Origin of the sequence: Burkholderia sp. MSMB0856, from assembly GCF_001524645.2 — a bacterium.
GTDB lineage: Bacteria > Pseudomonadota > Gammaproteobacteria > Burkholderiales > Burkholderiaceae > Burkholderia > Burkholderia diffusa.
Window position 1 is genome coordinate 1,126,909 of record NZ_CP013428.1, and the last position, 24,960, is coordinate 1,151,868.

The 24,960-nt window shown below is 68.8% G+C and carries 21 protein-coding genes; 12 read left to right on the forward strand and 9 right to left on the reverse strand.

Annotated elements, in window-relative coordinates:
* Window positions 1–36: 36 nt before the first annotated feature.
* On the forward strand, window positions 37–1,419 hold the full coding sequence (locus tag WS87_RS22710; RefSeq protein WP_059690052.1) for an amino acid permease: 1,383 nt from the start codon (window positions 37–39) through the stop codon (window positions 1,417–1,419).
* A 230-nt stretch (window positions 1,420–1,649) separates the two neighbouring features.
* On the forward strand, window positions 1,650–2,585 hold the full coding sequence (locus WS87_RS22715; RefSeq protein ID WP_059819056.1) for a universal stress protein: 936 nt from the start codon (window positions 1,650–1,652) through the stop codon (window positions 2,583–2,585).
* A gap of 485 nt (window positions 2,586–3,070) precedes the next feature.
* On the opposite strand, the gene WS87_RS22720 is transcribed toward WS87_RS22715, so the two are convergent.
* The gene (locus WS87_RS22720) at window positions 3,071–3,481 is read right to left on the reverse strand and encodes a hypothetical protein (protein WP_059819057.1); all 411 of its coding nucleotides are present in this window, start codon (window positions 3,479–3,481) and stop codon (window positions 3,071–3,073) included.
* Window positions 3,482–4,036: 555 nt separating this feature from the next.
* Between WS87_RS22720 and WS87_RS22725 the strand changes: the two genes are divergently transcribed.
* On the forward strand, window positions 4,037–4,291 hold the full coding sequence (locus WS87_RS22725) for a DUF3562 domain-containing protein (RefSeq protein ID WP_059819058.1): 255 nt from the start codon (window positions 4,037–4,039) through the stop codon (window positions 4,289–4,291).
* Between the two features lie 203 nt (window positions 4,292–4,494).
* A complete protein-coding gene (locus WS87_RS22730; protein ID WP_059819059.1) occupies window positions 4,495–6,294 on the forward strand; it encodes a methyl-accepting chemotaxis protein in 1,800 nt (599 codons plus the stop codon).
* A gap of 54 nt (window positions 6,295–6,348) precedes the next feature.
* Here WS87_RS22730 and WS87_RS22735 read toward each other — a convergent pair whose 3' ends face one another.
* Complete coding sequence (locus tag WS87_RS22735) at window positions 6,349–7,386, reverse strand: sigma-54 interaction domain-containing protein (protein ID WP_059819060.1); 1,038 nt, start codon at window positions 7,384–7,386, stop codon at window positions 6,349–6,351.
* A 330-nt stretch (window positions 7,387–7,716) separates the two neighbouring features.
* On the opposite strand from WS87_RS22735, the gene WS87_RS22740 reads away from it, so the two are divergent.
* Both WS87_RS22740 and WS87_RS22745 read left to right on the forward strand, forming a co-directional pair.
* Window positions 7,717–9,684, forward strand: coding sequence for a hybrid sensor histidine kinase/response regulator (locus tag WS87_RS22740; protein ID WP_059819061.1), 1,968 nt, complete (start codon window positions 7,717–7,719; stop codon window positions 9,682–9,684).
* 100 nt (window positions 9,685–9,784) lie between these two features.
* Complete coding sequence (locus tag WS87_RS22745; protein ID WP_082750680.1) at window positions 9,785–10,414, forward strand: DUF4142 domain-containing protein; 630 nt, start codon at window positions 9,785–9,787, stop codon at window positions 10,412–10,414.
* 7 nt (window positions 10,415–10,421) lie between these two features.
* On the opposite strand, the gene WS87_RS22750 is transcribed toward WS87_RS22745, so the two are convergent.
* The 3 genes from WS87_RS22750 to WS87_RS22760 form a co-directional block, all read right to left on the reverse strand.
* Window positions 10,422–10,922, reverse strand: a complete 501-nt coding sequence (locus WS87_RS22750) for a PRC-barrel domain-containing protein (protein WP_059819062.1) — start codon at window positions 10,920–10,922, stop codon at window positions 10,422–10,424.
* 66 nt (window positions 10,923–10,988) lie between these two features.
* A complete protein-coding gene (locus WS87_RS22755; protein WP_059525418.1) occupies window positions 10,989–11,420 on the reverse strand; it encodes a CBS domain-containing protein in 432 nt (143 codons plus the stop codon).
* Between the two features lie 340 nt (window positions 11,421–11,760).
* Window positions 11,761–12,009, reverse strand: a complete 249-nt coding sequence (locus tag WS87_RS22760) for a hypothetical protein (RefSeq protein WP_059819063.1) — start codon at window positions 12,007–12,009, stop codon at window positions 11,761–11,763.
* A 141-nt stretch (window positions 12,010–12,150) separates the two neighbouring features.
* On the opposite strand from WS87_RS22760, the gene WS87_RS22765 reads away from it, so the two are divergent.
* The 5 genes from WS87_RS22765 to WS87_RS22785 all read left to right on the forward strand — a co-directional run bounded on the left by WS87_RS22765 (window position 12,151) and on the right by WS87_RS22785 (window position 18,239).
* On the forward strand, window positions 12,151–12,450 hold the full coding sequence (locus WS87_RS22765) for a hypothetical protein (RefSeq protein WP_059525422.1): 300 nt from the start codon (window positions 12,151–12,153) through the stop codon (window positions 12,448–12,450).
* Window positions 12,451–12,750: 300 nt separating this feature from the next.
* Window positions 12,751–13,062 (forward strand): hypothetical protein, encoded by a 312-nt coding sequence (locus WS87_RS22770; protein ID WP_044843100.1) that lies wholly within the window; start codon window positions 12,751–12,753, stop codon window positions 13,060–13,062.
* Between the two features lie 206 nt (window positions 13,063–13,268).
* Window positions 13,269–14,147 (forward strand): MipA/OmpV family protein, encoded by an 879-nt coding sequence (locus tag WS87_RS22775; RefSeq protein ID WP_059819064.1) that lies wholly within the window; start codon window positions 13,269–13,271, stop codon window positions 14,145–14,147.
* A 100-nt stretch (window positions 14,148–14,247) separates the two neighbouring features.
* A complete protein-coding gene (locus tag WS87_RS22780) occupies window positions 14,248–15,942 on the forward strand; it encodes a VRR-NUC domain-containing protein (protein WP_059819065.1) in 1,695 nt (564 codons plus the stop codon).
* On the forward strand, window positions 15,939–18,239 hold the full coding sequence (locus WS87_RS22785; protein ID WP_059819660.1) for an ATP-dependent DNA helicase: 2,301 nt from the start codon (window positions 15,939–15,941) through the stop codon (window positions 18,237–18,239). The genes WS87_RS22780 and WS87_RS22785 overlap by 4 nt, the downstream gene beginning before the upstream one ends.
* Before the next feature lie 39 nt (window positions 18,240–18,278).
* Here the strand turns inward: WS87_RS22785 and WS87_RS22790 are convergent, their stop codons facing one another.
* The 3 genes from WS87_RS22790 to shiA all read right to left on the reverse strand — a co-directional run bounded on the left by WS87_RS22790 (window position 18,279) and on the right by shiA (window position 22,136).
* On the reverse strand, window positions 18,279–19,049 hold the full coding sequence (locus WS87_RS22790; protein WP_059819066.1) for an IclR family transcriptional regulator domain-containing protein: 771 nt from the start codon (window positions 19,047–19,049) through the stop codon (window positions 18,279–18,281).
* 267 nt (window positions 19,050–19,316) lie between these two features.
* Window positions 19,317–20,618, reverse strand: a complete 1,302-nt coding sequence (locus tag WS87_RS22795) for a UDP-N-acetylglucosamine 1-carboxyvinyltransferase (RefSeq protein WP_059819067.1) — start codon at window positions 20,616–20,618, stop codon at window positions 19,317–19,319.
* A gap of 210 nt (window positions 20,619–20,828) precedes the next feature.
* Window positions 20,829–22,136: a shikimate transporter gene (shiA, locus tag WS87_RS22800; protein ID WP_059819068.1), complete on the reverse strand. Its 1,308-nt coding sequence runs from the start codon at window positions 22,134–22,136 to the stop codon at window positions 20,829–20,831.
* A 357-nt stretch (window positions 22,137–22,493) separates the two neighbouring features.
* On the opposite strand from shiA, the gene WS87_RS22805 reads away from it, so the two are divergent.
* Window positions 22,494–23,621 (forward strand): 4-hydroxyphenylpyruvate dioxygenase family protein, encoded by a 1,128-nt coding sequence (locus WS87_RS22805; RefSeq protein ID WP_059525434.1) that lies wholly within the window; start codon window positions 22,494–22,496, stop codon window positions 23,619–23,621.
* A gap of 46 nt (window positions 23,622–23,667) precedes the next feature.
* Here the strand turns inward: WS87_RS22805 and WS87_RS22810 are convergent, their stop codons facing one another.
* Complete coding sequence (locus WS87_RS22810) at window positions 23,668–24,903, reverse strand: NADH:flavin oxidoreductase (protein ID WP_059819069.1); 1,236 nt, start codon at window positions 24,901–24,903, stop codon at window positions 23,668–23,670.
* Window positions 24,904–24,960: the final 57 nt, after the last annotated feature.

Below are 24,960 nucleotides of genomic sequence, written 5' to 3' on the forward strand. Positions count from 1 at the left end.
TGACGGCAGCCCGTTCGCGGCTGCCAGGAGACGGACTTGAAACAACCAGAAGACCAGCTGCACCGCGGGCTGGAGGAGCGACACATCAACCTGATGGCGCTCGGCGCGACGATCGGCGTCGGCCTGTTCCTCGGCTCGGCCACCGCGATCCGCACGGCCGGCCCGGCCATCCTGCTGACCTACCTGCTGGGCGGCATCGCCATTTTCCTGATCATGCGCGCGCTCGGCGAAATGGCGATCTCCAATCCGGTCGCCGGCGCGTTCAGCCGCTATGCGCGCGACTACCTCGGCCCGCTCGCGGGCTACCTGACCGGCTGGACCTACTGGTTCGTGTGGATCGTCACCTGCATGGCGGAGATCACCGCGGTCGGCGTCTACATGCACATGTGGTTCCCAGGCGTGCCGAACTGGATCTGGGCGCTCGCGGCGCTCACGGCGATGGGCGCGGTGAACTTCATCGCGGTCAAGCTGTACGGCGAATTCGAATTCTGGTTCGCGCTGATCAAGATCGTCACGATCGTGCTGATGATCGTCGGCGGCGGCCTCATGATCGCATTCGGCATCGGTAACGGCGGCGTCGCGACGGGCATCTCGAACCTGTGGGCCCATGGCGGCTTCATGCCGAACGGCATCGACGGCGTCATCGGCGCGCTGCCGATCGTGATGTTCGCGTATCTCGGCGTCGAGATGCTCGGCCTCACGGCCGGCGAGGCGCGCAATCCGGAGAAGTCGCTGACGAAGGCGGTGAACTCGGTATTCTGGCGCGTGCTGATCTTCTATATCGGCGCGCTGTTCGTGATCATGTCGCTCTATCCGTGGGACCAGATCGGCACGCAGGGCAGCCCGTTCGTGATGACGTTCTCGCGGCTCGGGATCCCGGCCGCCGCCGGCATCATCAACTTCGTCGTGCTGACCGCGGCGCTGTCGTCGTGCAACAGCGGCCTGTTCAGCACCGCGCGGATGCTCTACAACCTCGCGCAGCAGGGCCAGGCGCCGGCCAGCCTCGGTCGCGTGAACCGCAACGGCGTGCCGGTGTACGGCGTCGCCGTGTCGGTCGCGCTGCTGCTGATCGGCGTGCTGCTCAACTATCTGGCGCCGCAGCAGGTGTTCACGTGGCTGACGTCGGTGTCGACGTTCGGCGCGATCTGGACGTGGTGCGTGATCCTGATCGCGCAGATGCGCTTTCGCCGCACGCTGTCGGCCGACAGGATCGCGCGCCTGCCGATCCGCGTACCGTTCTATCCGCTCGGCTCGTTCGTCGCGCTCGGGTTTCTCGCGCTCGTCGTCGTGCTGATGGCATTCACGCCGGACACGCGTGTCGCGCTCGTGATCGGCCCGGCGTGGATCGTGCTGCTCGGCATCGCATACGCGGTGTTCTACGCGAACCGCGCGGGCGCGCCCGCGTCGACGAAGTCGTAAGCGGGCAGGGCAAAAGTCGCCGCGCCGCGCGTCGCGGCCCGCACGGGCATTGATTACGATCATGCACGTGCGGGCCGGACGACATATGCTGTCTGAATCGCTTGTCCGCGCTTCGCGTGGCCGTCCGCCGATCTCTGCGACCGCGTCGGCCGTTCGTCCGCAGCGCGCCGCTGCCCGCGCGAAGCTCCGGTCGTCGTCCGCGACGACGCGTCCGCCAGGAGATCTTCGCCATGCCATCCAGCCCGACCATCCCGCCGCTCGCCCGAATTTCGCTGGCCGTCGACCTGACGCCGGAGTCGCTGGCCGCCGCGCGCTACATGCGCACGCTGCTGCGTCCCGGCATGCAGGTGCGCATCGTCTGCGCGATCGACAATCCGCGTCTCGTGCTGCCCGACATTCCGCGCGTCGACGCCCTGCTGACCTCGGCGCGCGAGGAGATGACGCGCGAGGCGCAGGCGACGCTCGAGCGCATCGCGGCGCTGTTCGCCGGGAGCGGCGCGGAGATCGAGCAGGTGATCATCGATACATCGGTCACGGGCGGCACGGTGGCCGATGCACTCGCGAACGACACGTCGGCGTCGCGCGCCGACGTGCTCGTGGTCGGCGCCAATCCGCACCATGGGCTGTTGCGGCTCGTCGAGGGCGCGGTGTCCGACACGCTGGCCTCGCGCGCACGCTGCGCGCTGCTGATCGTACCCGCCGACTATGCGCGGCCGTCGGAGGGACCGCTGCAGCGCCTGATGTTCGCCGTGGACGGCAGCGAGCCGTCGCTGCATGCGGTGCGCGTCGGGCTCGGCTTCGCGGCGCCGACGACGCTGCTGTACGCGGCCTATGTCGTCGATCGGGCGGTTCGTCTGACGGATCTCGTGCCGGTGCGCGCGCTCGAGGATGCGTATCGCGCGGAGGGCGAGGATGCACTGGCGCGCGTCGGCCCGCTGTTCCATGCAATGGGGAATCCGACCAAGCGCGGCATCGTCGAAACCCGTCCGACCAGCGACGACGTCGCCCATGCATTGATGCGCGACGCGGTGCACTGGCATGCGGAACTGCTGGTGGTCGGCACGCATGGCCGGCGCGGCATCGCGGCCTGGCTGATCGGCAGCGTGGCGCGCCGGATCGCACATCTCGCGCAGGTGCCGGTGCTGCTCGTGCGCGGCGCGGAGTGAATGTCGCGACGCGATGGTGGCGAAGCGGCCTTTCATTGACCTGCATCAGAATCGCCGTGCACCTCGCATGAGATAGTGACAGAACGTCCGTCGTCCTGTTTGGGGGCGCGACGATTCGATACGTCGGGTCCAGAACCGCGCGAACGGGCGCATATCTGACGCGGTTCCGCCCGCTTCAACCGATTTCCGGCGCCGTGCCACGCAGCGCGTGGCGCATCGCCGATCACGAACTCTCTGGCGCGAGGGTAGGCAGCCGACGGCTGCCTTGGAATGACGGACGGGGTGATTTTCACCCCGTCCGCTTCCTGGCCCCGTGCAGACTACTTTCCTCGCAGGTATTTTTGGGTCGATGTCGCCGTGCGGAACGGCGTGTGGCGGCACGCGATGTGCCGGCGCGCGGTCGGCGCGCGGCGGTCGCCGCCGATTGAGGTGACAGCCTTCGCAACCATCGCGCGGCCTCGTGCCGCGTCGGCTGCGTTCGGCTTTTACGCGAGGCGAGGCGCTCGCAGGTCGTGCCGACTGCGGCCGCCGCGGCATCCGCGTGCGCGCCGACGCGCGCCATGCAGCCGTCCTCGTCCGCCCGGCGTGCGATTGCGCAGCCGTGGCCAGCCGGGGCGCGCCTTGCGGCGCGGCCTGACGACGACCGGTGCGTCGGCACGGGCCCGCGCGCAAAGGGCGGCGGCGAAGCGCTGCAGCGCGAGCACCGATCCCATGACGCTCTGGTATTTCTCGCGGCCGATCTGCCCGTCGAGCGTGACGAGCAAGCCCGATTCGCGCGCGAGCGCGAGTAACGCGTCGAGATCGTCGGGCGGGCGGATTGCGACCGGCACGGCAGGCGCGGACAGCATGCGCGTGCGCCGCTGTCCGTCCCGCGCCGGGAAGTTGCGATGGGCCATGATGGTCTCCTGCGCCCGACCCCGCGTGCCGGCTCGATGGCCGGCTGAGCGATGACCGGGTATGAACGCTTTGTTCATGACGTCAGTATCCGCCGCACAGGCCGCGCTGCCAATCGGCTCGCGCTGAAGTCACTGTCAGACATTGCGTGCGAGGTATCGGAATCCGCTGACAAGAACGGCCGGCACGCGATGTGCGGCGCCCCGATCCGGTGCATTCGAACAGACGAATCGCCGCCGGCGAGCGTCGCTTGACGCAGGATTTCGGCCGGTCTAAGTTTCTGAGTGCATCGCCGTCGCGCGACGGTCGTCTTCCGCGCAATCGGCGATGCCGCGCCTCGGGGGGCGTGGGCAATCCTTCCAGTCGTTCGCGGGCCACGCGCGCCGCGAATCCTGCGCGCGGGCCGATCCAGCGACGGATCGGCGCGGCGGCACGCAACGTGCCGTTGATCGCGCGCAAACACGCTTCGGCGCATCGCACGCCGAGCGGCTATCCAGTCTCTAATCTTCCGGTAAGTCATCTTTGCCTTTCGTTCCTCGACCGCCAGGAGCCCGTCGATGTCACAGGACAATCTGCTTGATGCTTTGAAGGCCGTCGCCGAAGCGCGCGCGATCGGCGCCGACCAGTTGCGCACGATGCTCGACGACGAAGTGCGTGCGTTGTCGTCCGATGCGCGCGTGCACGACTACATTCACGTGTTCGCGATCCGCCACTTGCGCGAACGCATGCGCAGACAGGACGACCTCGAGCGCGACACGCCAGCCAGTACGCCGAACCGGGAGCCGGACACGAATACCAGTCGCCGTCTGTGAAGGGGGGCCGGCCGCGGCCGACGCGCCATGCCGCATAGGCAACCGCCGCGCGCAAGCTTGCGGACAACGCCCCTGTGGCCGTCGGCGTTTTTCGTCATACGTTTCATCGAATCGACACAACGGCCTCAAGTAAGCGGCGCGAATGCCGTTTACCCGGTGAATCCGTCCACCGGGCGTTCGCGCTCCCTTACCGAGTCGTTGCCATGTTCTCGTCCATCCGCACCCGCATTCTTGCAGCGTGCGTCGCCATCGTCGTATTCGCGCTCGTCGCCACCACGCTGATCAATTACTTCATCGCGCATGCGTACAACGACGATGCGATCGACCGCAACCTGAAATCCGTCGCCAGCGGCCATGTGGTCGGCATCGGCGACTGGGTTGCGACCCGGAGCCGGATGATCGCGTCGCTGCAGGACGCCGCGCTGTCGCCCGATCCGCTGCCGGTGTTCAAGCAGATGGCCGCGGCCGGCGGCTTCACGAACGTCTACGCGGGCTATGCGGACAAGGTGTTTCGTTTCTCCGACCCGACCGGCATCCCGCCCGACTACGACCCGACCGGCCGCCCGTGGTACAAGCAGGCCGCACAGGCCGGCAAGCCGGTCGTCACGCCGCCGTACGTCGATGCCGGCACCGGCAACCTGGTCGTCACGTTCGCGGTGCCGATCCTGCGCGACGGCGCGCTGAAGGGCGTCGTCGCGGCCGACGTCGCGATGGACAGCGTGATCGCGAACGTGAAGTCGATCCGCCCGACGCCCGCGAGCTTCGGGATGTTGATCGACAGCAGCGGCCACGTCGTTGCGCATCCGGATGCGAAGCTCACGCTGAAGCCGGTCGCCGACGTGTCGCCCGACCTCGGCGCCGTGAGCGCCGCGTCGCTGGCCGCAGCCGTCGCGCCGGTCGAGGTGCAGGTGGGCGGCGACGCGAAGCTGGTGCGCGCGCAGGCCGTGCCCGGTACCGACTGGTACGCGCTGGTCCTGCTCGACAAATCGGAAGCGACGGCGGGGATGCGCTCGCTGCTGACCGCGTCGCTGATCACGCTGGTGGTGATCGTCGGCGTCGCGTCGCTGATCGTCGGCGCGATCACGGCAACCGCGTTCCGCCGGCTGTCGCAGGTGCGTCAGGCGATGGCGTCGATCGGCTCGGGCACCGGCGACCTGACGCAGCGCCTGCCGGCCGACGGCCGCGACGAGGTGGCCGACATCGCGCGCTCGTTCAACAGCTTCGTCGACAAGCTGAACGACGTGATGCGGCAGATTCGCGATGCGAGCGAATCGGTGCGCACGGCCGCGAACGAAATCGCCGCGGGCAACCAGGACCTGTCGTCGCGGACCGAATCGGCGGCGGCGAGCCTCGAGCAAACGGCCGCATCGATGGAAGAGATCACCGCGACGGTCGGCCAGTCGGCCGCCGCCGCCGGCCAGGCCGACGAACGGGCGGCCGCGGCGTCGCGGATCGCGTCGCACGGCGGCGTGGTCGTATCGGACGTCGTGTCGACGATGGGGAAGATCGAGGAAGCGTCGGGCCGGATCGGCGACATCATCGGCGTGATCGACGGGATCGCGTTCCAGACCAACATCCTCGCGCTGAACGCGGCCGTGGAAGCCGCGCGTGCCGGCGAGCAAGGGCGCGGTTTCGCGGTCGTCGCGCAGGAAGTGCGCAGTCTCGCGCAACGCAGCGCGCAGGCCGCACGCGAGGTGAAGGTGCTGGTCGAGTCGACGGTGGCGAGCGTGTCGGCCGGGTCGGGGCAGGTGCGCCAGGCCGGCGACACGATGCGCGAAATCGTGTCGAACGTCGCCAACGTGACGACGATCATCTCCGAGATCACGCACGCGGCGAACGAGCAGACGCGCGGCATCCAGGAAGTGAACCGCGCGGTCACGCAGCTCGACGAAATGGTGCAGCAGAACGCGGCGCTCGTCGAACAGTCGACCGCGGCCGCGACCGCGCTGCAGACGCAGGCGAACGCGCTCGCGACGACGGTCGGGCAGTTCAAGGTCGCGTGACCTGCATCGGTTGATGCAGGTCGAGCGCGCCACGCGCGACGCCCTCGGCGATGCTCAGCCGTTGCCGCCGTCGCGCATCAGCGCCAGCCGGTTGTAGAGCGTTTTGAGGCTGATGCCGAGCGCTTTCGCCGCTTGCGGCTTGTTGCCGTCGAAGTGCTGCAGCGTCGCCGCGATGAAACGCTGCTGCGCGTGGTGCAGCGTCGCGCCGAGCGGCAGCGCCATCGCATCGTCCGACGTATGGTCGGGCAACGTCGTCGGCTTCGGCAGCGCGACATCGATGCCATCGTCCGCGAGGATGTACGCGCGCTCGATCGTGTTGTGCAATTCGCGCACGTTGCCGGGCCACGAATACGCGCGCAGCGCGGCGATCGCCGCGTCGGTCAGACGCTTGTGCGAGCGGTGCCGCACGTTGAGCACATCGACGAACTCGTGCGCGATCGCCTCGACGTCGCCGTTGCGCTGGCGCAGCGGCGGCACGTACAGCGCGAACGCGGCGAGACGGTAGAACAGATCCTCGCGCAGCCGGCCGTCGCGCACGGCTTCGGCGGGATTGTGGCGGGTCGCCGACACGATGCGCACGTCGAGCGGAATCGACTCGGTGCCGCCGACCCGCACGATCGTGTTCGATTCCAGCGCCCGCAGCAGCTTCACCTGCAGCGACGCGGGCATCTCCGCGATCTCGTCGAGCAGCAGCGTGCCGCCGAACGCGGCTTCGAAGAATCCTTCGCGTTGCGCGATCGCGCCGGTGAAGCTGCCTTTCTCGTGGCCGAACAATTGCGCTTCGGCGATGTCCGCCGGAATCGCGCCGCAGTTGACGGGGACGAACGGCCCGTTGCATTGCGCGCTCAGGTCGTGCAGCCGCCGCGCGACGATATCCTTGCCGACCCCGCTTTCGCCGGCAATCATCACGCTGGCGCGGGTCGGAGCGATTTTCTCGATACGGCCGAGCAGCGTGCGCATCGCCGCGGAGCGGCCGGATAGCCGGCGCGCGTCGGCGCGTTGCTTCGGACGGTTTGCGGATTCGGCCATAGGCGTCAGCGGGCCGTTTTGAAAATCGGCACCGCGCATCCCCTTCTTTGCAATATCTATCATCGACAGCGAAACCGCACGGAAGGTGCCGCGATTTAGAAATTTCCAATGCCCGGCGCGATGACGGAAGAAATATGCGATCGCTGGGGCACGATGCCGCCGCCGGTGCTTTTTTACAGCCGACGAATGAGAAATTGAAAGATATCTGCCATCGCGTTCCCCGCAAGCCCGGCAGGCCGCTGAGCGACGCAACGCGACGGCACGCACACCGGACTTTGCCGCGAAGTCGCCGGGCGCGATGCGGCGGGTACGCGCATTGCGGCGTTCATAGGCTCGCCCGGTCCGCTCGGCGGCATGCCTTCGAGCGACGGTCGCAGGCGATGCAGGGAAACGATGAGAACTTTTACCCGCGAGCTGTTTCGGCAAGGCGCATGGGTCGCGCTGGCCGTCGGGCTGGCGTCCGCGCTGCAGGCGTGGGCGATTCAAGTCGTCGGCATGCGCGAACCGTTTGCACCGCTGCCTTTGTACGTCGGTGTCGCGGCTGCGGCCTGGCTGACTTCGTTCGGCGGCGGTCTGGCGGCGACCGCCGCCAGCGCGGTCGTGATCGGCGCGTTGTGGTGGCGCGACATGCCGCTGCCCGCGCTGCTCATGCGGGCCGGCGTCTTCGTTGCGATCGGCTTCGTCGAGTGCATGCTCGTGCTGGCCGTCAAGCCGCTGCTCGCGAGCGACCGGCTGCGCGGGGCCGACGATGCCGACGGGGATGACGCGCGCACGCCGAGCCGCGAACCGGCGCCCGCGCCGCGTGCACTCGACGACATCCTGCTGCGCCGCGTGGTCGAAGCATCGCCCGACGCGATCGTCGGCGTCGATGCCGCACGGCGGATCACGAGCTGGAACCCGGCGGCGCGGCGCCTCTTCGGCATGGAGGTCGCGGCGGTGATCGGACACGACGTCACCACGCTGATCGCGCCGCGCTGGCTGCGGCTGCATCCCGTTCCCGCTTCGTTCGCGAACGCGCGCGCGCCCGCCGGCCCGCTCGACGTTCTGTGCGTGCGGCACGACGGCGGCCGGTTTCGCGCGACTTTCGCGGCAGCGCCGATCGTCGACGCGCAAGGCAACTGCACCGGCCTGTCCATGACGCTGCGCGAGGCGCGCGAACGCCGCCGCGACGAGCGGCGCTATCTGCGCTCGCTGCGCGGCGCGCGCGACGCGCGCGTGCAGGCCGACGAATCGAACCGGTTGAAGGACGAACTGCTGGCCACCGTGTCGCATGAATTGCGCACGCCGCTCAATGTGATCTACGGCTGGGTCGAGGTGCTGCGCAACGCCGACGACCAGAGCTTCGCGCACCAGGCGATCGACGCGATCGATCGAAGCGCGCGGTCGCTGTCGCGGATGGTCGGCGACCTGCTCGACGCGTCGTCGCTCGCGACGGGCCGGATGCGGCTCGAACGCACGCCCGTCGATCTGGTGCGCGTCGTGAACGAGGCGGTGCGCGAGCTCGGCGCGACTGCGGAGGCGAACGGACTCGAACTGTCGACCGCGTGCGCGATGTCCAACTGCGTGATCTATGCGGACGGCGAGCGCATTCGTCAGGTGCTGTCGAACCTGCTGTCGAACGCGATCAAGTTCACGCCGCCGGGCGGCCACATCAAGGTGTCGCTGACCCGGGCCGGCGCGCGCGTGCGGCTGTCGGTCGCCGATTCGGGGCAGGGCATTTCCGCGGAACGCCTGCCGCATCTGTTCGATACGTTCAACCGGCCGGAAGGCGCGTCCGCGTCGCCGAAACGCGGCCTCGGGCTCGGCCTGTCGATCGTGCGCAACATCGCGCGGCTGCATGGCGGCGAGGTTGCGGCCACGAGCGAAGGCGCCGGGCGCGGCACGACCGTGACCGTCATGCTGCCGGTGGAATGGGGCGCGGACAATCTGACCGGCCAGCCGTTACGGCCAAGCGGCGCGTCGACGGCGGTCGCGCTCGACGGCCAGCGCGTGCTGGTGGTCGACGACGACGCGACGTCGCGCGCGAGTCTCGCGGCGGCGCTCGAAACGCTGGGCGCCCACGTGTCGACCGCACAATCGGGGCGCGACGCGCTCGACGTGGTGGTGCGGCAGCCCCCGAGCGTCGTGCTGTCCGATCTCGCGATGCCGGACGGCGACGGCTTCTGGCTGCTCGACCACATCCGCCATTTGCAGAACGGCAGCGGGCGTCTGCCCGTCGTCGCGGTGACCGCGCACGCGGGCACGGCGGACCGGAACCGCGTGATGGCCGCCGGCTTCGACGCGTATCTGTGCAAGCCGGTCGACATGCCGACGCTGGCCCGCGTGATCGTCGACGTGGCGGGCGCCGGACGGCACCGCTGACGCACGGCGGCCTCCGCAACACCCACCGGGAGGCACGATGAAGCGATCGAACAACACGCGGCGCGACGACACCGGCGGCAAGCCGGCGCGCGCCGGGCGCATGCCGTTGATCGTGCGGATCTCGTTCGCCGGCAACGCCTGCTTGCTGGTATCGGGCGTGCTCGCGGCGTTCTGCGCGTCGGCATTCACGCCGGCGCATGCGCAGGCGCCGCCTGCATCGTCCGTTCATGTCGCGCCGGGCGTCGTCCGTCCCGGCGAGACCGCCGACGAGGCGGACATGACGCGGCGGCCGAACGGCATCGACGCGGAATTCGTCGACAAGGCAGGCATCGTCGGCAAGACGGAACTGCAGGCGAGCCAGCTCGCGCTCGATCGGTCGTCGAATCCGGACGTGAAGGCGTTCGCGCGCCGAATGATCGACGATCACGGTCGTGTCGCCGCGGAATTGCGCCGGCTCGGCGCGCAAAAAGGCTTGCCCGTGCAGACGCGCATGCTGGTCGATCCGGCGCTGACGGCCCTGCGAACCATGAATGGCGACGCATTCGACAAGGGGTACATCGCGCTGGCGGGACCGAACGCGCACGAGGCGGCGCTCAGGCTCTACGAAGCCGAAGCGCGCAACGGCCACGACCCGCAGCTTCGCGCGTTCGCGGCCGACACGCTGCCGACGCTGAAGGCGCATCTGGGCGCCGCGCGCGCGCTCGAGCGTTCGATCGCGGCCGCGCACTGATCCGCGATCAGTGCCGCCGCGTGTCGTTCTCGGGGCCGCCCGGCGAGGCCTCGTACGGCGGCGAGTCGAGCGCCGTTTCGCCTTCCTCGATCAGCCAGTAAGGCGACGCGCCGTAGTGCGCATGCAGCGCCTCGGCCCACGCGGGATCGGCCATCGTCGGCCAGCGGTCCTTCTCGAAGCCCGGTGCGTCGCGCACCCGCTCGGTCGGCACGGGCAGCACGAAGCAGCGGCGCTCGACGTCGAGCGTCAGCACGCTCCACGGCACCGCGAGCAGCTTGTCGCCGATCCCGGCAAATCCGCCCGACGACACGACCGCGTACGCGATCCGGCCCGAGCGGATGTCGAGCATGATGTTCGTGACCTTGCCGATGTCGTCGCCGTCCATCGTCAGCACGCGATCGTTTTCCAGCGTGCCGGCGGCCATTACGTCCGGCCCCGGCCCGCCGGCCGAACGGCCGCGGTCGCCGACAATGCGCGCCTGCGTGCGCGACGGTCTGTCCGTTGTCATCGCTTTTCTCCTGTTCGAAGCGGCGCGGCGCACACGGCGCGCGGGCAGCGCGGTTGGGGTGGCCGCTCAGCGGCGGCGCGGCAGGGACACATCCTCGAGCGTATTCGCCAGCTCGTCGCGTGCCGGGCCGCCCGCGCGCGTCGCGATGTCGCCGAGCGACACCATCCCGACGATCTGGTGGTTGGCGTCGAGCACCGGCATCCGATGCAGCTGTATGTCGGCCATCCGCTGCTGCACGTCGCCGACGCCGTCATCCTCGACGCACCACTGCACCGGCGCCGATGCGACCACTTTCACGGGGGTATCGGGCGGATGCCCGTGCGACAGCGCGCGTATCGCGAGGTCGCGGTCCGTCACGATCGCGACGAGCCCGCTGCCGTCGCACACCGGCAGCACGCCGATGTCGAAGCGCTGCATCAATTCAGCTGCATGGCGAATCGTGTCGGTGGGCGCGACGCACACTACGTCGCGTGACATGATTTCATTGACGCGATACATGAACGCCTCCTTCGTGAGGGAGACGATGCGGAAGCAGGACGCGTGCCGCGTTCAATCGACAGGCGCGGGACCTGCGCGGCCGTGCCACGGAGAAATTTGCCAGCCGGGTTGTACATCTTCCACGGCGGCAGCCGTGGCCGGGCCGCGTGCCGCGCTCAGTGGCCGACCCCCGTCATCACGACGATGGCGAGGACCAGCGCACTCTCGATCGCGGCCAGCGCTGCGACGCCCGCGGCGCCGCTGACTTCGTGCCATGCACGTTCAATGCGTTTCATCATTTCACTCCGGTTGTGCCGGCCCGTCGCCACGCTGCCGCGCATCGCGGGCCGGGGTGCCGCCGTCAGCCGTGATCGCGGGGCGGTGGCGGGGCGTCGGGCGCGCGACGGTCGCGTTCGCCGGACGGCTTGCCGGGGTCGATGCGGGTCGCGCCGCCGACGGCGGGCGGATCGCTGGCCGGGAATGTCTCCTCGAGCCCTTCGTCGATGCGTTTCTCCGTCTTGTCTTCGGACGGCTTGCGCGATGCGGCCAGAGAGAGCGAGCCGGCAGCCGGTGACACGGCGCTGCGGCTGCCGGGGGCGGATGCGGTCATGATCGAACCTCCTTACGGGTACGACGGCCGCAAGCGGCGTGCCCGTGCGGCAGGGGCGGCATGACGCTTGCAGTCGTCGAGGCGGCCGGACGGGCGCAGATGCGGGCGGCCCGCCGCCTGTGTGGACGAGAGGACATCGTGATGATTGAACCCAGGAAAAGGATACGTTACGACGCGAACGTGTGCGGCGGCGATTTCCGCGATGTGCGCGAACGGTTCGACACGTGGAAGCGTGAGTCGCGGATCCATCGGCCCGAGCGGCGCGTGTTCGACGGGAAGGATGAAGTCCGCGAGCTGAACCATACCGTCTACGCGGGGCCGGAAAGCGCGCAGCGGGCGCTGGTCGCGCGATGCGCGCCATCCGATCCGTTCGCGCTCGCGGTGCGGCTCGCCGCCGAAGGGCGCACCTTGTGGCTGGTGATGGCGGCATACGACGCATGACGGCGTGCGCGGTTGCGCCGCCGGGCAGGCACACCGGTTGCGCGCGCTCGCCGCGCCAATCGACATGCGCGAGCCGCCGCGCAGGAGTGACATGAGCATGCGATCCACGCTGCACCGACCCGAGCCGACGCCCGACGTCGATCCCGACCCGGCGCTGCCCGAGCACGACGATCCGTTCGATCCGCCCGTGCCCCCGGGGCTGCCGCAAGGCGATCCGCCGTCGCAGCCGCCGCCGATGCGAATGCCGGGCGGGCGCAGCCAACCACGGCCGGCCGCGCGATCACTGAAAGGAGGACCATCATGGACATTCACGTGCAATCGCCCGACAAGCGCGCGATCGCCCAGGTTCTGGGCCGCTATTTCGAGTCGCGTTCGCTGCGCTATCACATCGAGGAGTTGCCGGGCGGCGTGCTGCATATCGGTTTTCGCGCGAGCGGGCGCCCGGTTGCCGTCACCGTGTCGTTCGACGACACGGCCTACGACACCTACACGCACTGGGACGCGAGCCAGAAGCAGCTCGCGCTCGGGCGTCTCGCCGACGGCTTCTCGCGCATGATGGCGAAGCGCAGTCCGGCCGCGCTGGCCGGCGACTATCACGTCGAGCGTTTCTGATTCCGCAATCCTGCGCCCGTTCGTACCGGAAACCGGCAAAGTGCCCGTGCTCAACGGGCGCTTTGCGGCTACGCGCGCGTCGCGTAGGATGTTCACTATTCAGCGCACGCTACGTTCGCGCCGTCGGCTGCCTGCCGCTGCAGCCGATCGGGATGCGACGCGCTTTCCCTCAGGTTCGTTTCATGCAACCGACGGAGACCGCCTTGATGACCGTTGCCCGCCCGTTGTTGTCGCCCGGCGCTCGCCGGTTCGTGTCCGGCCTGTCGGCCTTCGCCGCGCTCGCAGCGGCGGGTGCGCGCGACGCGTCGGCGCAGACGCCTTCGCCGCTCGGCGAATGGCAATACTCGGCGGGCGTTCCGCTGCAGAAACTGTTCAGTCCGACGGTCCCGACGTGGCAGGTCAGCGTCGGCGCGGCGATGACGCTCCAGCCGCGCTACGCGGGTTCCGACCGCTACCGCGTAATGGGCGGCCCGAATGTCGACGTGCGCTATCGCGACCTGTTCTTCCTGTCCACGGGCGAGGGGCTCGGCGCGAACGTGCTGCGCGGGCCCAACTGGCGAGTGAGCCTGTCGGTCGGCTATGACCTCGGGCGCCGCTCGGCCGACGACCTCGACCACCTGAACGGGCTCGACAACATCAACGCGGCGCCGGTGATGAAGCTCGCGGCCGATTACGTGATCTCGAAGGAATTTCCGCTCGTGCTGCGCGCGGATGTCCGGCGCAGCATCGGCGGCTCGAGCGGTTGGGTCGGCGATTTCTCCGCGTACATGCCGATGCCGGGCAGCAACGAACACTTCTTCTGGTTCGCCGGGCCGACGGTGTCGTTCGCCGATTCGCGCTACATGAACAGCTGGTTCGGCGTGAATGCGGGGGCGTCCGCCCGTTCGGGGCTGCCGACCTATTCGTCGGGCGCGGGGATGAAGTCGTTCGGCGCGGGCGTGACGATGGTCTGGTTCATCGACAAGCACTGGTTCGTGACGATGGACGGCGCGATCGAACAGCTCGTCGGCCGCGCGCGGCGCAGCCCGGTCACGCAGCAGTCGACGAACGGCGTGTTCGACATGTCGGTGAATTACCAGTTCTGAGCGGGACCGGCGGGGGCAGCCGTGCGCGGCGCGGCATGCGGTATTTTTCGTCACATTTGATATGATTCCGACCTGTACAAACGTACAGTGATCGATCCCCGTGACGCCTGCATCGCCGACGCCCCCGGCGTTTTACTACCTGACCAATTTCGAACGCGCGCTGGCCTGGCTCGGCGAGCGTTACGACGACCTGCTCGATGCGCGCGAACACGCGTTCCTTCGGGATTTCGCGCAGTTGCCAAAAACGTCGCGCGCGTTGCTCGTGCGGATGCTGATGCGCAGCGGGTCCGACTTCCGCGCGAGCAAGCTCGTGTACGACGAGATCGGCAGCACGCTCGACGCGGCCGCGCCGCTCGTCGAGCTCGGCTGGGTCGATCCGGCGCCCGCGCTCACGCTCGACGAGCTGTTCGCGCTGTCGACCAAGGCCGACCTCCTGAAGGTGTTCCCGTCGCTCGCCGAGCACGCGGGCGAGCGCAAACCCGACTGGCTCGAGCGGCTGCGGCCCGCGCATGACATAGCACAGCCGCTCGACGTTTGGTGCGCGCAGGCCGACGATCGCGTGCTGCGCGTGACGGTCGGCGCGCTGTGCGACCGGCTGCGGTTGATGTTCTTCGGCAATCTTCATCAGGACTGGAGCGAATTCGTGCTCGCCGATCTCGGCGTGTTCCAGTACGAAAGCGTGCCGTTCGCGCCGTCGTCGCGCGCGTTCCAGCAGCGCGACGACATCGAGACGTATCTTGCGCTGCAGACCTGCCGCGAAGCACTCGATGCGTGGCCCGACGACCTGCCGTTCGACGCGCTGCTGCAGGCGATCGACGCGGTCGGCTGCGTGCAGCCGTGGCTCGCGACGCGCCGCGCGAAGCTGCTGTTCGCGCTCGGGCAGACCTGCGAGCGCCGCGCCGACTGGACTACCGCGCTCGACGCGTATGCGCGCAGCGCGTGGCCGGGCAGCCGGCACCGGCGCATTCGCGTGCTCGAACGCTGCGGACGCGACGACGATGCGCTCGCGCTGGCGCTCGACGTGCGCAACGCCTTCGAAAGCGACGAGGAGCGTCAGCGCGTCGAGCGGATGCTGCCGCGCCTGCAGCGCCGTCTCGGGCAGCGGGTCGAACGCGCGGGCAGCGCGCCGGACGTGCCGCGCGAGACGCTCGTGCTTGCGCGCCCCGACGCATTCGTCAGCGTCGAATACGCGGTGCGCGACCACCTTGCACGGCCCGACGCGCCGGTTCACTACGTCGAGAACACGCTGATCAATTCGTTGTTCGGGTTGCTGTGCTGGGAGCCCGTGTTCGCGGCCGTGCCCGGCGCGTTCTTTCACCCGTTTCAGCGCGGCCCGGCCGACCTGCACGCGCCCGATTTCGCGGTACGCCGCACCGCCGCATTCGCCGCGTGTTTCGCGCAACTCGATTCGGGTGCGTACCGCGACACGATCCGTCGGCACTACGCGACGAAGATGGGGCTGCAATCGCCGTTCGTGTTCTGGGGCGTGCTGACCGACGAACTGCTCGACGAGGCGCTGGCATGCCTGCCGGCCGAGCACCTGCGGCTGTGGTTCACGCGCCTGCTCGCGGATATCCGCGGCAATCGCTCGGGGCTGCCCGACCTCGTCCGTTTCTGGCCCGGCGAGCGGCGCTATGAACTGATCGAGGTGAAGGGGCCCGGCGACCGGCTACAGGACAACCAGACGCGCTGGCTCGCGTACTGCATCGCGCACGGCATGCCGGTGCGCGTCGTCGATGTCGAATGGGCGAGCGCGGGCGTCCGGCAGGACGAGGCGGCGGGGTTGTCCGCATGAGCTATGTCGTCGCGGTGCGGGCGATGTGCGAGTTCACCGCGCGGCGCGGCGATCTCGACTTGCGCTTCACGCCCGCGCCGACCGCGCTCGAAGGCATCGCGGGTCACGGCGCCGTCACGTCGAAGCGCGGCGCACGCTACGAAACCGAGATTCCGCTGACCGGCACGTGGGGCACGCTCACCGTGCGCGGGCGCGCGGACGGCTACGATCCCGTCGCGAACCGGCTCGAGGAGATCAAGACCTATCGCGGCAGCCTTGACGCGATGCCGGCCAATCATCGCGCGCTGCACTGGGCGCAGGCAAAGGTCTATGCGCACCTGATGTGCGCCGCACGCGGCCTCGCGGAAATCGACGTCGCGCTCGTGTATTTCGACATCGTGTCGGAGCGCGAGACCGTGCTGACGGAGACGCTCGGCGCAAGTGCGCTCGCCGCGTTCTTCGCCGAGCAGTGCGCGTGCTTCGTCGGCTGGGCCGAGCGCGAGACCGCGCATCGCGCGGCGCGCGATACGGCGCTGCGCGCGTTGACGTTCCCGCACGGGCAATTCCGCAGCGGTCAGCGCGAGCTGGCCGTGTCCGTCTATCGCGCGGCGCGCGACGAACGCTGCCTGATGGCGCAGGCGCCGACCGGCATCGGCAAGACGCTCGGCACGGTGTTCCCGCTGCTGAAGGCATGCGGCGAGGGCGAGCTCGATCACGTGTTCTTCCTGACCGCGAAGACGCCCGGCCGGGCGCTCGCGCTCGAAGCGGCGACCACGCTCGGCGCCGGCACGCCGGCGCTGCCGCTGCGCGTGCTGGAGCTGGTCGCGCGCGACAAGGCGTGCGAGCATCCGGATCGCGCGTGTCACGGAGAATCGTGCCCGCTCGCGCAAGGCTTCTACGATCGGTTGCCGGCGGCGCGCGACGCGGCGATCGGCGCCGGGCTGCTCGATCGCGACACCGTGCGCGAGGCGGCCCTCGCGCATGACGTCTGTCCGTACTACCTCGCGCAGGAGCTTGCGCGCTGGTCGGACATGATGATCGGCGACTACAACTACTACTACGACGGCAGCGCGATGCTGCATACGCTCGCGCTGCAGAACCAGTGGCGCGTCGGCGTGCTCGTCGACGAGGCGCACAACCTGCTCGATCGCGCCCGCAAGATGTACAGCGCATCGCTCGACCCGTTCGCGTTCGCGGCCGCGCGCGAGGCTGCGCCCGCGGCACTGCGCAAGGCGTTCGACCGGCTCGCGCGCGCGTGGGGCACGCTCAATCGCGCACAGGCCGAGCGCTACGCGGCGTATCCGGAGATTCCGGGGCCGATCGTGACGGCCGTGCAGAACCTCGTCGCGGCGATCGGCGAACACCTGACCGATGCGCCGCGTGCGAACGGCGATGCGCTGTTGCGCTTTCATTTCGAGGCGATCCAGTTCGGTGTGCTCGCCGACGCGTTCGACAGCGCGTCGATCTTCGACGCGACGCTGCACGGCGAGCCGCTGCCGCGTCAGTCCGGGCTCGACGGCGTCGCGCCGGCCGCGCGCCGACGCCGTATCCAGTCGACGCTGTGCGTGCGCAACGTGATTCCGGCCGGGTTTCTCGCGTCGCGCTACGAAGCCGCGCGCGCAACCGTGCTGTTTTCCGGCACGCTGAGCCCGTTTCATTTCTATCGCGACACGCTCGGACTGCCGGCCGACACGGGCTGGCTCGACGTCGACGGACCGTTCCGTGCCGAGCAACTGACCGTGCGCGTCGCGAGCCACGTGTCGACGCGCTGGCGCGACCGCGACCGTTCGCTCGAACCGATCGTGGACCTGATCGCCGCGCAGTATGCGACGCGGCCCGGCAACTACCTCGGTTTTCTCAGCAGCTTCGACTATCTCGGGCGCGTCGTCGCGCTGATGCAGACGCGCCACCCGGACGTGCCCGTATGGGCCCAGGCGCCCGGCATGGCCGAAAGCGAGCGCGACGCGTTTCTCGCGCGCTTCGACGCGGGCGGGCGCGGGGTCGGCTTCGCGGTGCTGGGCGGGGCGTTCTCGGAGGGCGTGGATCTCGTCGGCGAGCGGCTGATCGGCGCGTTCATCGCGACGCTCGGGCTGCCGCAGGTCAACGACGTCAACGAACAGATGCGGCGCGCGATGGAGGCGCGTTTCGGCAACGGATACGACTACATGTATCTGTACCCCGGCCTGCAGAAGGTCGTGCAGGCGGCCGGGCGCGTCATCCGCACCGAACACGACGAGGGCGTCGTGCATCTGATCGACGATCGTTACCGGCGGCGCGAGGTGCGCGATCTGTTGCCGAGGTGGTGGCGGATCGGGTGACCTGCCGGACGGGCGTCGTGCGCCCGCTTGCGCGAATTCCTAAAGCACGTTCAGCATCGCGAGCGCGGCTTCCTGCAGATGCGGCAGCACGCGCCGCACGGCCGCGTCGGTCGACTCCGCACCGATCGGCATGTTCGTGCTCAGCGCGGCGACGACTTCGCCTTGACGGTTCTTCAGCGGCACCGCGATGCCGCGCACGCCGACCTGCAGTTGCTGCTCGATCACCGCGAAGCCCGCGTCGCGCGCGTGGTCGACCTGTTCGAGCAGGCGTGCCTTGTTGGTGATGGTGTGCGGCGTGAAGGGCGCGAGTTCGGTGGCGTCGAGCCACGCGCGGACGGCCTCGCGATCCGGATGATGCGCGAGCAGCACGACGCCCGGCGACGTCAGCGGGGCGGGCACGCGCGCGCCGAGCACGAAGCCGGTCGTCATTACGCGCGACACGCCGTTGCGGGCGATGAACACGAGTTCCCAGCCATCGAGCACGCTCACGTACGCCGATTCGTTCAGCGACGCGCTCAGCTGCTGCAGATAGGGCTGGACCGTGCGCGGCAGGCGCGCCGAGTCGAAGTACGACCAGCCGACCCGCAGCACGCGCGGCGTGAGGCCGTACAGCTTGCCGTCGGTGTACACGTAGCCGAGCGATTCGAGTGTCAGCAGGTAGCGTCGTGCGGCCGTGCGCGTGAGACCGGTGCGGGCGGCCGCCTGGGTGGGCGTCATCCGCGCGTGCTGGCTGTCGAATGCTTCGAGGATCATCAGGCCCTTTTCGAGGCCGGCAATCCAGTCGCGTCGGTCGAGGTCGGGCTTTTTCATCGTCGGTGGCGCACGGGTGGGCGCGCGGTGTTCGCGCGGGACTGCGCGATTATCGCGCAGTCCGAAATCGCGCGAAAGCGATCGACGGACGTGCGATGGGCGACGAAGAGGGGGAATGTGCCGGGCGGCGACGGTACGGCCGGTTGGAACCGGTGGCCGCTGTCCTTGTTCGTCAGGGGTGCGCGGCGGATTGCCGGGGCGTCCGGTGAATGCGGGGGAGGCAGGATACGCGGCGCGGACATTGTCCACGCCGCATCCGGATCGACGTTACTCGCTGCTCGTCCACTCGACGTTCGCCCCGACCGAACGCAGGTTTTCGACGAAATGCGGGTGCGCGCGGCGGATCGGCAGCGCGTTCATGATTTCGGAGCGTCCTTCGATGCTCGCGGCCACCATCAGCAGCGCGATCGCGACGCGGATGATGTACGGGCTCTCGACGCGCGCCGGCGTCAACTGCAGCCCGCCGAACGTGATCAGCCGGTGCGGATCGGACAGCAGCACGTGCGCGCCGAACTTCGACAGTTCGCCGGACCAGCCGAGCGCGCCGTCGTAGACCTTGTTCCAGAACATCGCGCTGCCTTCCGCGCGCACGCCGAGCGCGATGAAGATCGGCAGCAGGTCGACCGGCAGGTACGGCCACGGCGCGGCTTCGACCTTGGTCAGGATGTTCTGTGTGAACGGCCGCCGCACGCGCAGCGGACCGTCGCGTTCCGCGCGCGACCAGCCGTCGCGGTGCGTGACGGTCACGCCGAACTTCGCGAATGTGCGGTCGATCAGCGGGAAATGCTCCGGCGACGAGTTGCGCACGGTGATGTCGCCACCCGTGATCGCGCCGAGCGCGAGGAACGTCGCGATTTCGTGGAAATCCTCGGCGAAGCGGAATTCGCCGCCGCCGAGCTTGCCGCCGCCCGTCACGCACAGGCGCGACGTGCCGATGCCTTCGATCGCGACGCCGATCATCGCGAGGAACTGGCAGAACTCCTGCACGTGCGGCTCGGACGCCGCATTCATCAGCGTGGACGTGCCGCCTGCCGCCGTCGCGCACAGCGCGAAGTTTTCGGTGGTGGTCACCGATGCGTAGTCGAGCCAGTGATCGTTGGCGGTCAGCGGGCCGTCGGCACGGACGATCAGCGAATCGGGCGTGCGCTGGATGTGCGCGCCGAAGCGCTCGAACACTTCGACGTGCGGATCGATTTCGCGCACGCCGAGCGTGCAGCCCTTCACGTCGTTCTCGAGGCGCGCGACGCCGAAGCGCGCGAGCAGCGGCGGAATCAGCATGATCGACGAGCGCATCGCCTCGGGCAGGCGGTGCACGGCCGGGTCGAACGTCGTGTTGCGATGGTGGAGATCGAGAATGCCTGTCGTGAAGTCGACCGACACGTCGCTGCCGAGCGTGCGGAAGATGTCGAGGATCTTGCGCACGTCGGTGATGTCAGGCACGCCGACGAGGCGCAGCGGCTGATCGGTCAACAGGGTGGCGCACAGAATCGGCAGGACGGCGTTCTTGTTCGCGGAAGGCTTGATGTCCCCGCGCAGCGGAGTGCCGCCGTGGACGATGAGATTCGACATGATATGGGGGCGTATCTGTGACTGACGTAGGCCCATATGATGCCATTGGTCGGCGGGTGGCGTGGAATGTTCAGAGGGGAAAAGGGGCTTCTGCCCGCGGGATTGACCGTGTTTGACGTTGGGCGAGGCGCGATCCCCTTGCTCGGCCGGCGACGGCAGCCGGTGCGGAAACGGCCGGCGCGTATCGCGGCCGGCCATCCGGTCATGGCATCACTGCGTCGCCCGCATCCGCGCGGCGACCACCAGCGAGATCAGGCAGCCCACCGCGAGATAGCCGGCGACGAAGTGCCACGAACCGCCGGCCATGCTGACCAGCGCCACCGCGATGAACGGCGTGAACCCGCCGCCGACGACGCTCGCGAACTGATAGCCGACGCCCGCGCCGCTGTAGCGGTATTCCGCACCGAACAGTTCGGTGAAGAGCGGCTGCTGGACGCTCACGACCATGTCGTGCGCGGCGTTCGCCAGCAGGATCGAGAAGACCACGATCCACGCGATCGAGCGCGATTCCAGCGCGACGAAGAACGGCACCGCCGACGCGAGACCGATCAGCGCGCCGATCAGGTAGATGCGGCGCAGGCCGAAGCGGTCGGCGAGCCACGCGAAGCACGGGATCGTCACGCAGCTCACCGCGCCGACCAGCAGGCCGATGTTCAGGAACAGGTCGCGTGACATCCCGAGGTTCGACGTCGAATAGCTGAGCGCGAATGCGGTGACGATATACATCGTGAACAGCTCGGCGAGCCGCAGCGCGACGATCAGCAGGAACGCCTTCGGATGACGCGTCAGCGCCTCCAGCACCGGCAGGCGCAGCTTACGGTTGCCGTGTTCGACCTTCTCGACGAACTCCTGCGACTCGTCCATGCTCTTGCGGACCCACAGCCCGATCAGCACCAGCACGATGCTGAACACGAACGGCAGGCGCCAGCCCCACGACTTGAACGCGGCCTCGCCGAGCGTATGGCTCAGGATCGACACGATCCCCGTCGCCAGCACGAGGCCGACGCCGTAGCCGACCTGCACGCCGCTGCTGTAGAACGCCTTCTTCTGCTTCGGCGCGCTCTCGACGGCCATCAGCGCCGCGCCGCCCCATTCGCCGCCGACGGCAAAGCCCTGGATCGCACGCATCAGCACCAGCAACACGGGCGCCCACCAGCCGATCGTCGCGAAGCTCGGCAGCAGACCGATCGCGACGGTCGACAGCCCCATCAGCATGACGGTCAGCACGAGCATCCGCTTGCGGCCGAGCCGGTCGCCGTAATGGCCGAACACGACGCCCCCTAGCGGGCGGAACAGGAAACCGACGCCGAAAGTCGCGAACGCCGCGAGGGTGCCCATGGTCGGGCTGACCTTCGGAAAGAATTCGGAATTGAAGACGAGTGCGGCGACGATCCCGTACAGCAGGAAGTCGTACCAGTCGACGACGGCGCCGACAAAGCTGCCGATCGCGGCCTTGCGCGCCTGGCTGCGCGCGCGGGCGCCGGCAGCGGCGTCGAGGGTGTCGAAGGTTGGGGTCATGGCGATGTCTCCTGGCACGGCGCATCGTGGAATCGTGGCGGCGCCGCGTCCGATGCTGCATTGAAGTCGATGAGTGAACGGAGAATAGGGCGCACGCCGCACGGCGGCAATTGGCCGATCGGCCAAAATGCGCGATTATCGTTCAGTTGTGTGCGATTATCGAACGCTTTCCGGGTTTGCACTAGGCGCGGCACCCATATCCCGTTCAGCCAGGGTGTGCCGCCGTGAACGATCTGGTTAAAATCGGGACCATCAAAACCTCGCCCGAATCGGGCGGATGTCCGGCCGTCACATCGGCCGGGCGTGCCGCGCGAGCCGGGCGTCATCCCCATCGACCGCATGCCTCCGGAGACTGGAATGCCCGGCAATTCCCACCCCCTGTCCAGCGATACGCCGCCCGTTGCCGATCCGGCCGCCAATCCGCTCGGGATGGCCGGACTCGAATTCGTCGAGTTCGCGGCGCCGGTGCCGGACGCGCTCGCGCAACGTTTCGAGCAACTCGGGTTCAAGGCGATCGCGCGCCATGTGAGCAAGAACGTCACGCTGTACCGGCAGGGACAGATGCAGTTCCTGATCAATGCCGAGCCCGATTCGTTCGCCGCGCGCTATGCGGAGGAATACGGGATGGGCGTCTGCGCGATCGGGCTGCGCGTGGCGAGCGCGCGCCGCGCGTTCGAGCGTGCGATCGAGCTCGGCGCGTGGGCGTTCGAGGGCGAGCGGATCGGGGTCGGCGAGCTGAAGATTCCCGCGATTCAGGGGATCGGCGATTCGCACCTCTATTTCGTCGACCGCTGGCGCGGGCGGGACGGCCAGCGCGGCGGCGTCGGCGACATCTCGATCTTCGACATCGATTTCCGGCCGATCGACATCGCGACTGCCCATACCGATGTCGAGTGCGTCGGCACGGGCCTGCAGCAGGTCGACCACTTCACGCAGACGGTCGGCGCGGGGCGCATGCGCGAGTGGCTGGACTTCTATCACGACCTGCTGCACTTCCGCGAAATCCATGAAATCGACGCGCACTGGCATGTGTCGGAAGAATCGCGCGTGATGGTGTCGCCGTGCGGCGCGGTGCGGATTCCGGTCTACGAGGAAGGCACGCGGCGCACCGAGCTGATGCACGCATATCTGCCCGACCACCCGGGCGAAGGCGTCCAGCACGTTGCGCTCGCGACCGACGACATCCTGGCGAGCGTCGATGCGCTGCGTGCGAACGGTGTCGAATTCATCGAGCCGCCTGCGCGCTATTACGACGAAGTCGATGCGCGGCTGCCGGGGCACGGCGTCGATCTCGATGCGCTGCGCCGCCGCGCGGTGCTGGTCGACGGCGAGATCGGCAGCGACGGCGTGCCGCGCCTGTTCTTCCAGACCTTCGTGAAGCGCCGGCCCGGCGAGATCTTCTTCGAGATCGTGCAGCGGCAGGGGCACCACGGATTCGGGGAAGGGAACCTCGCGGCGTTGGCCCGCGCCCGCGACGCCGGCTGAGCGGCAGGCGCACGATCGTGACCGCGGAATCAGCCGGCGCGTAAGCTTAGGCGCCCACGGCCGGCATGCGGTTCGGCGCCGGGTCGTTCGGCGCCTTGAGCACGCACGCGGTGCCGCCCGGCGTGTACATCGACACGACGCAGCGGTTGCATGACGTGCAGCCCGACTGCGCGAGCCGGCCGTCATGCAGGCCGTTCACGAAATCCGGTTCGAACACGAGCGCGCGGGCAAGCGCCACCGCGTCGAATCCTTCGCGCATCGCCAGCGCGACGTTCTCGCGGGAACGCACGCCGCCGAGATACGCGAGCGGCATCCGGACGGCCGCACGCACCTGCTTCGAATGCTCGAGGAAATACATCTCCCGAAATGCGCCCATCTTCGGCTCGGTGAGCTTCTGCAGCGCCATCGCGGCGCGCACGATCGCGTTGTCGGCGTTCGCGCGCGCATCGCCGGGCAGCGGGTTGCCGAACAGTTGCCACACCGACTCGACGTTCATCCCGCCGCTCAGCACGAGCAGATGCGCGCCTTCGGCCTCGAGCCGCCGCGCGATCTCGCACGCGTCGTCGGCGGTTCCGCCGCCGCGCACGCCTTCGGTCACGCCGATCTTGCAGACCACGGCGAGATCGCGGCCGACCGCGTCGAGCACGCGGCCCAGCACCTCGACGGGAAACGCCGCGCGGCGCGCCGCATCGCCGCCGTACGCGTCGCGACGACGGTTGTACAGCGGCGACAAAAACTGGCTCAGCAGATAACCGTGCCCCATGTGGATCTCGACCGCGTCAAAGCCCGCGTCGCGCGCATGTCGCGCCGCCCGGGCGAATTCGTCGGCGATCGCGGTCATCTGGTCGCGCGTCATCGCCTGCTTCAGGAAACGGCCGCTCATCACGCCGACCTTGTTGAAGCCGCCCGATGCGCTCAACGGCCGTTTCGTCGACAGCGACGGCAGGAACGTGAAGCAGCCGCCATGCGTGATCTGCGCGGACGCCGCCGCGCCGTGACGATGCACCGCGTCGGTCAGCGCGCGGAATTGCCGGACCGTCGGCGCATCGAGCCGCGCCTGGTCGACGAACGTGCGGCCGTCGTCGCTGACCGCACAGTACGCGACGGTCGTCAGCGCGGCGCCGCCTGCGGCGATGCGCTCGTGAAACCCGACGAGCGCGCGCGACGGCACGCCGTTCGGCGTCATCCCTTCGTTGGTCGCGGATTTGATCAGCCGGTTGCGCAGCGTCAGGGGGCCGATCTGCAGCGGGCTGAATGCGGTATCGAGCGTGGCGGGTTCCATGTCGGGCGGGCATCGGGAATGGGCTCGGCGACCATTGTGCTGAGTCGGTGCGAGGCT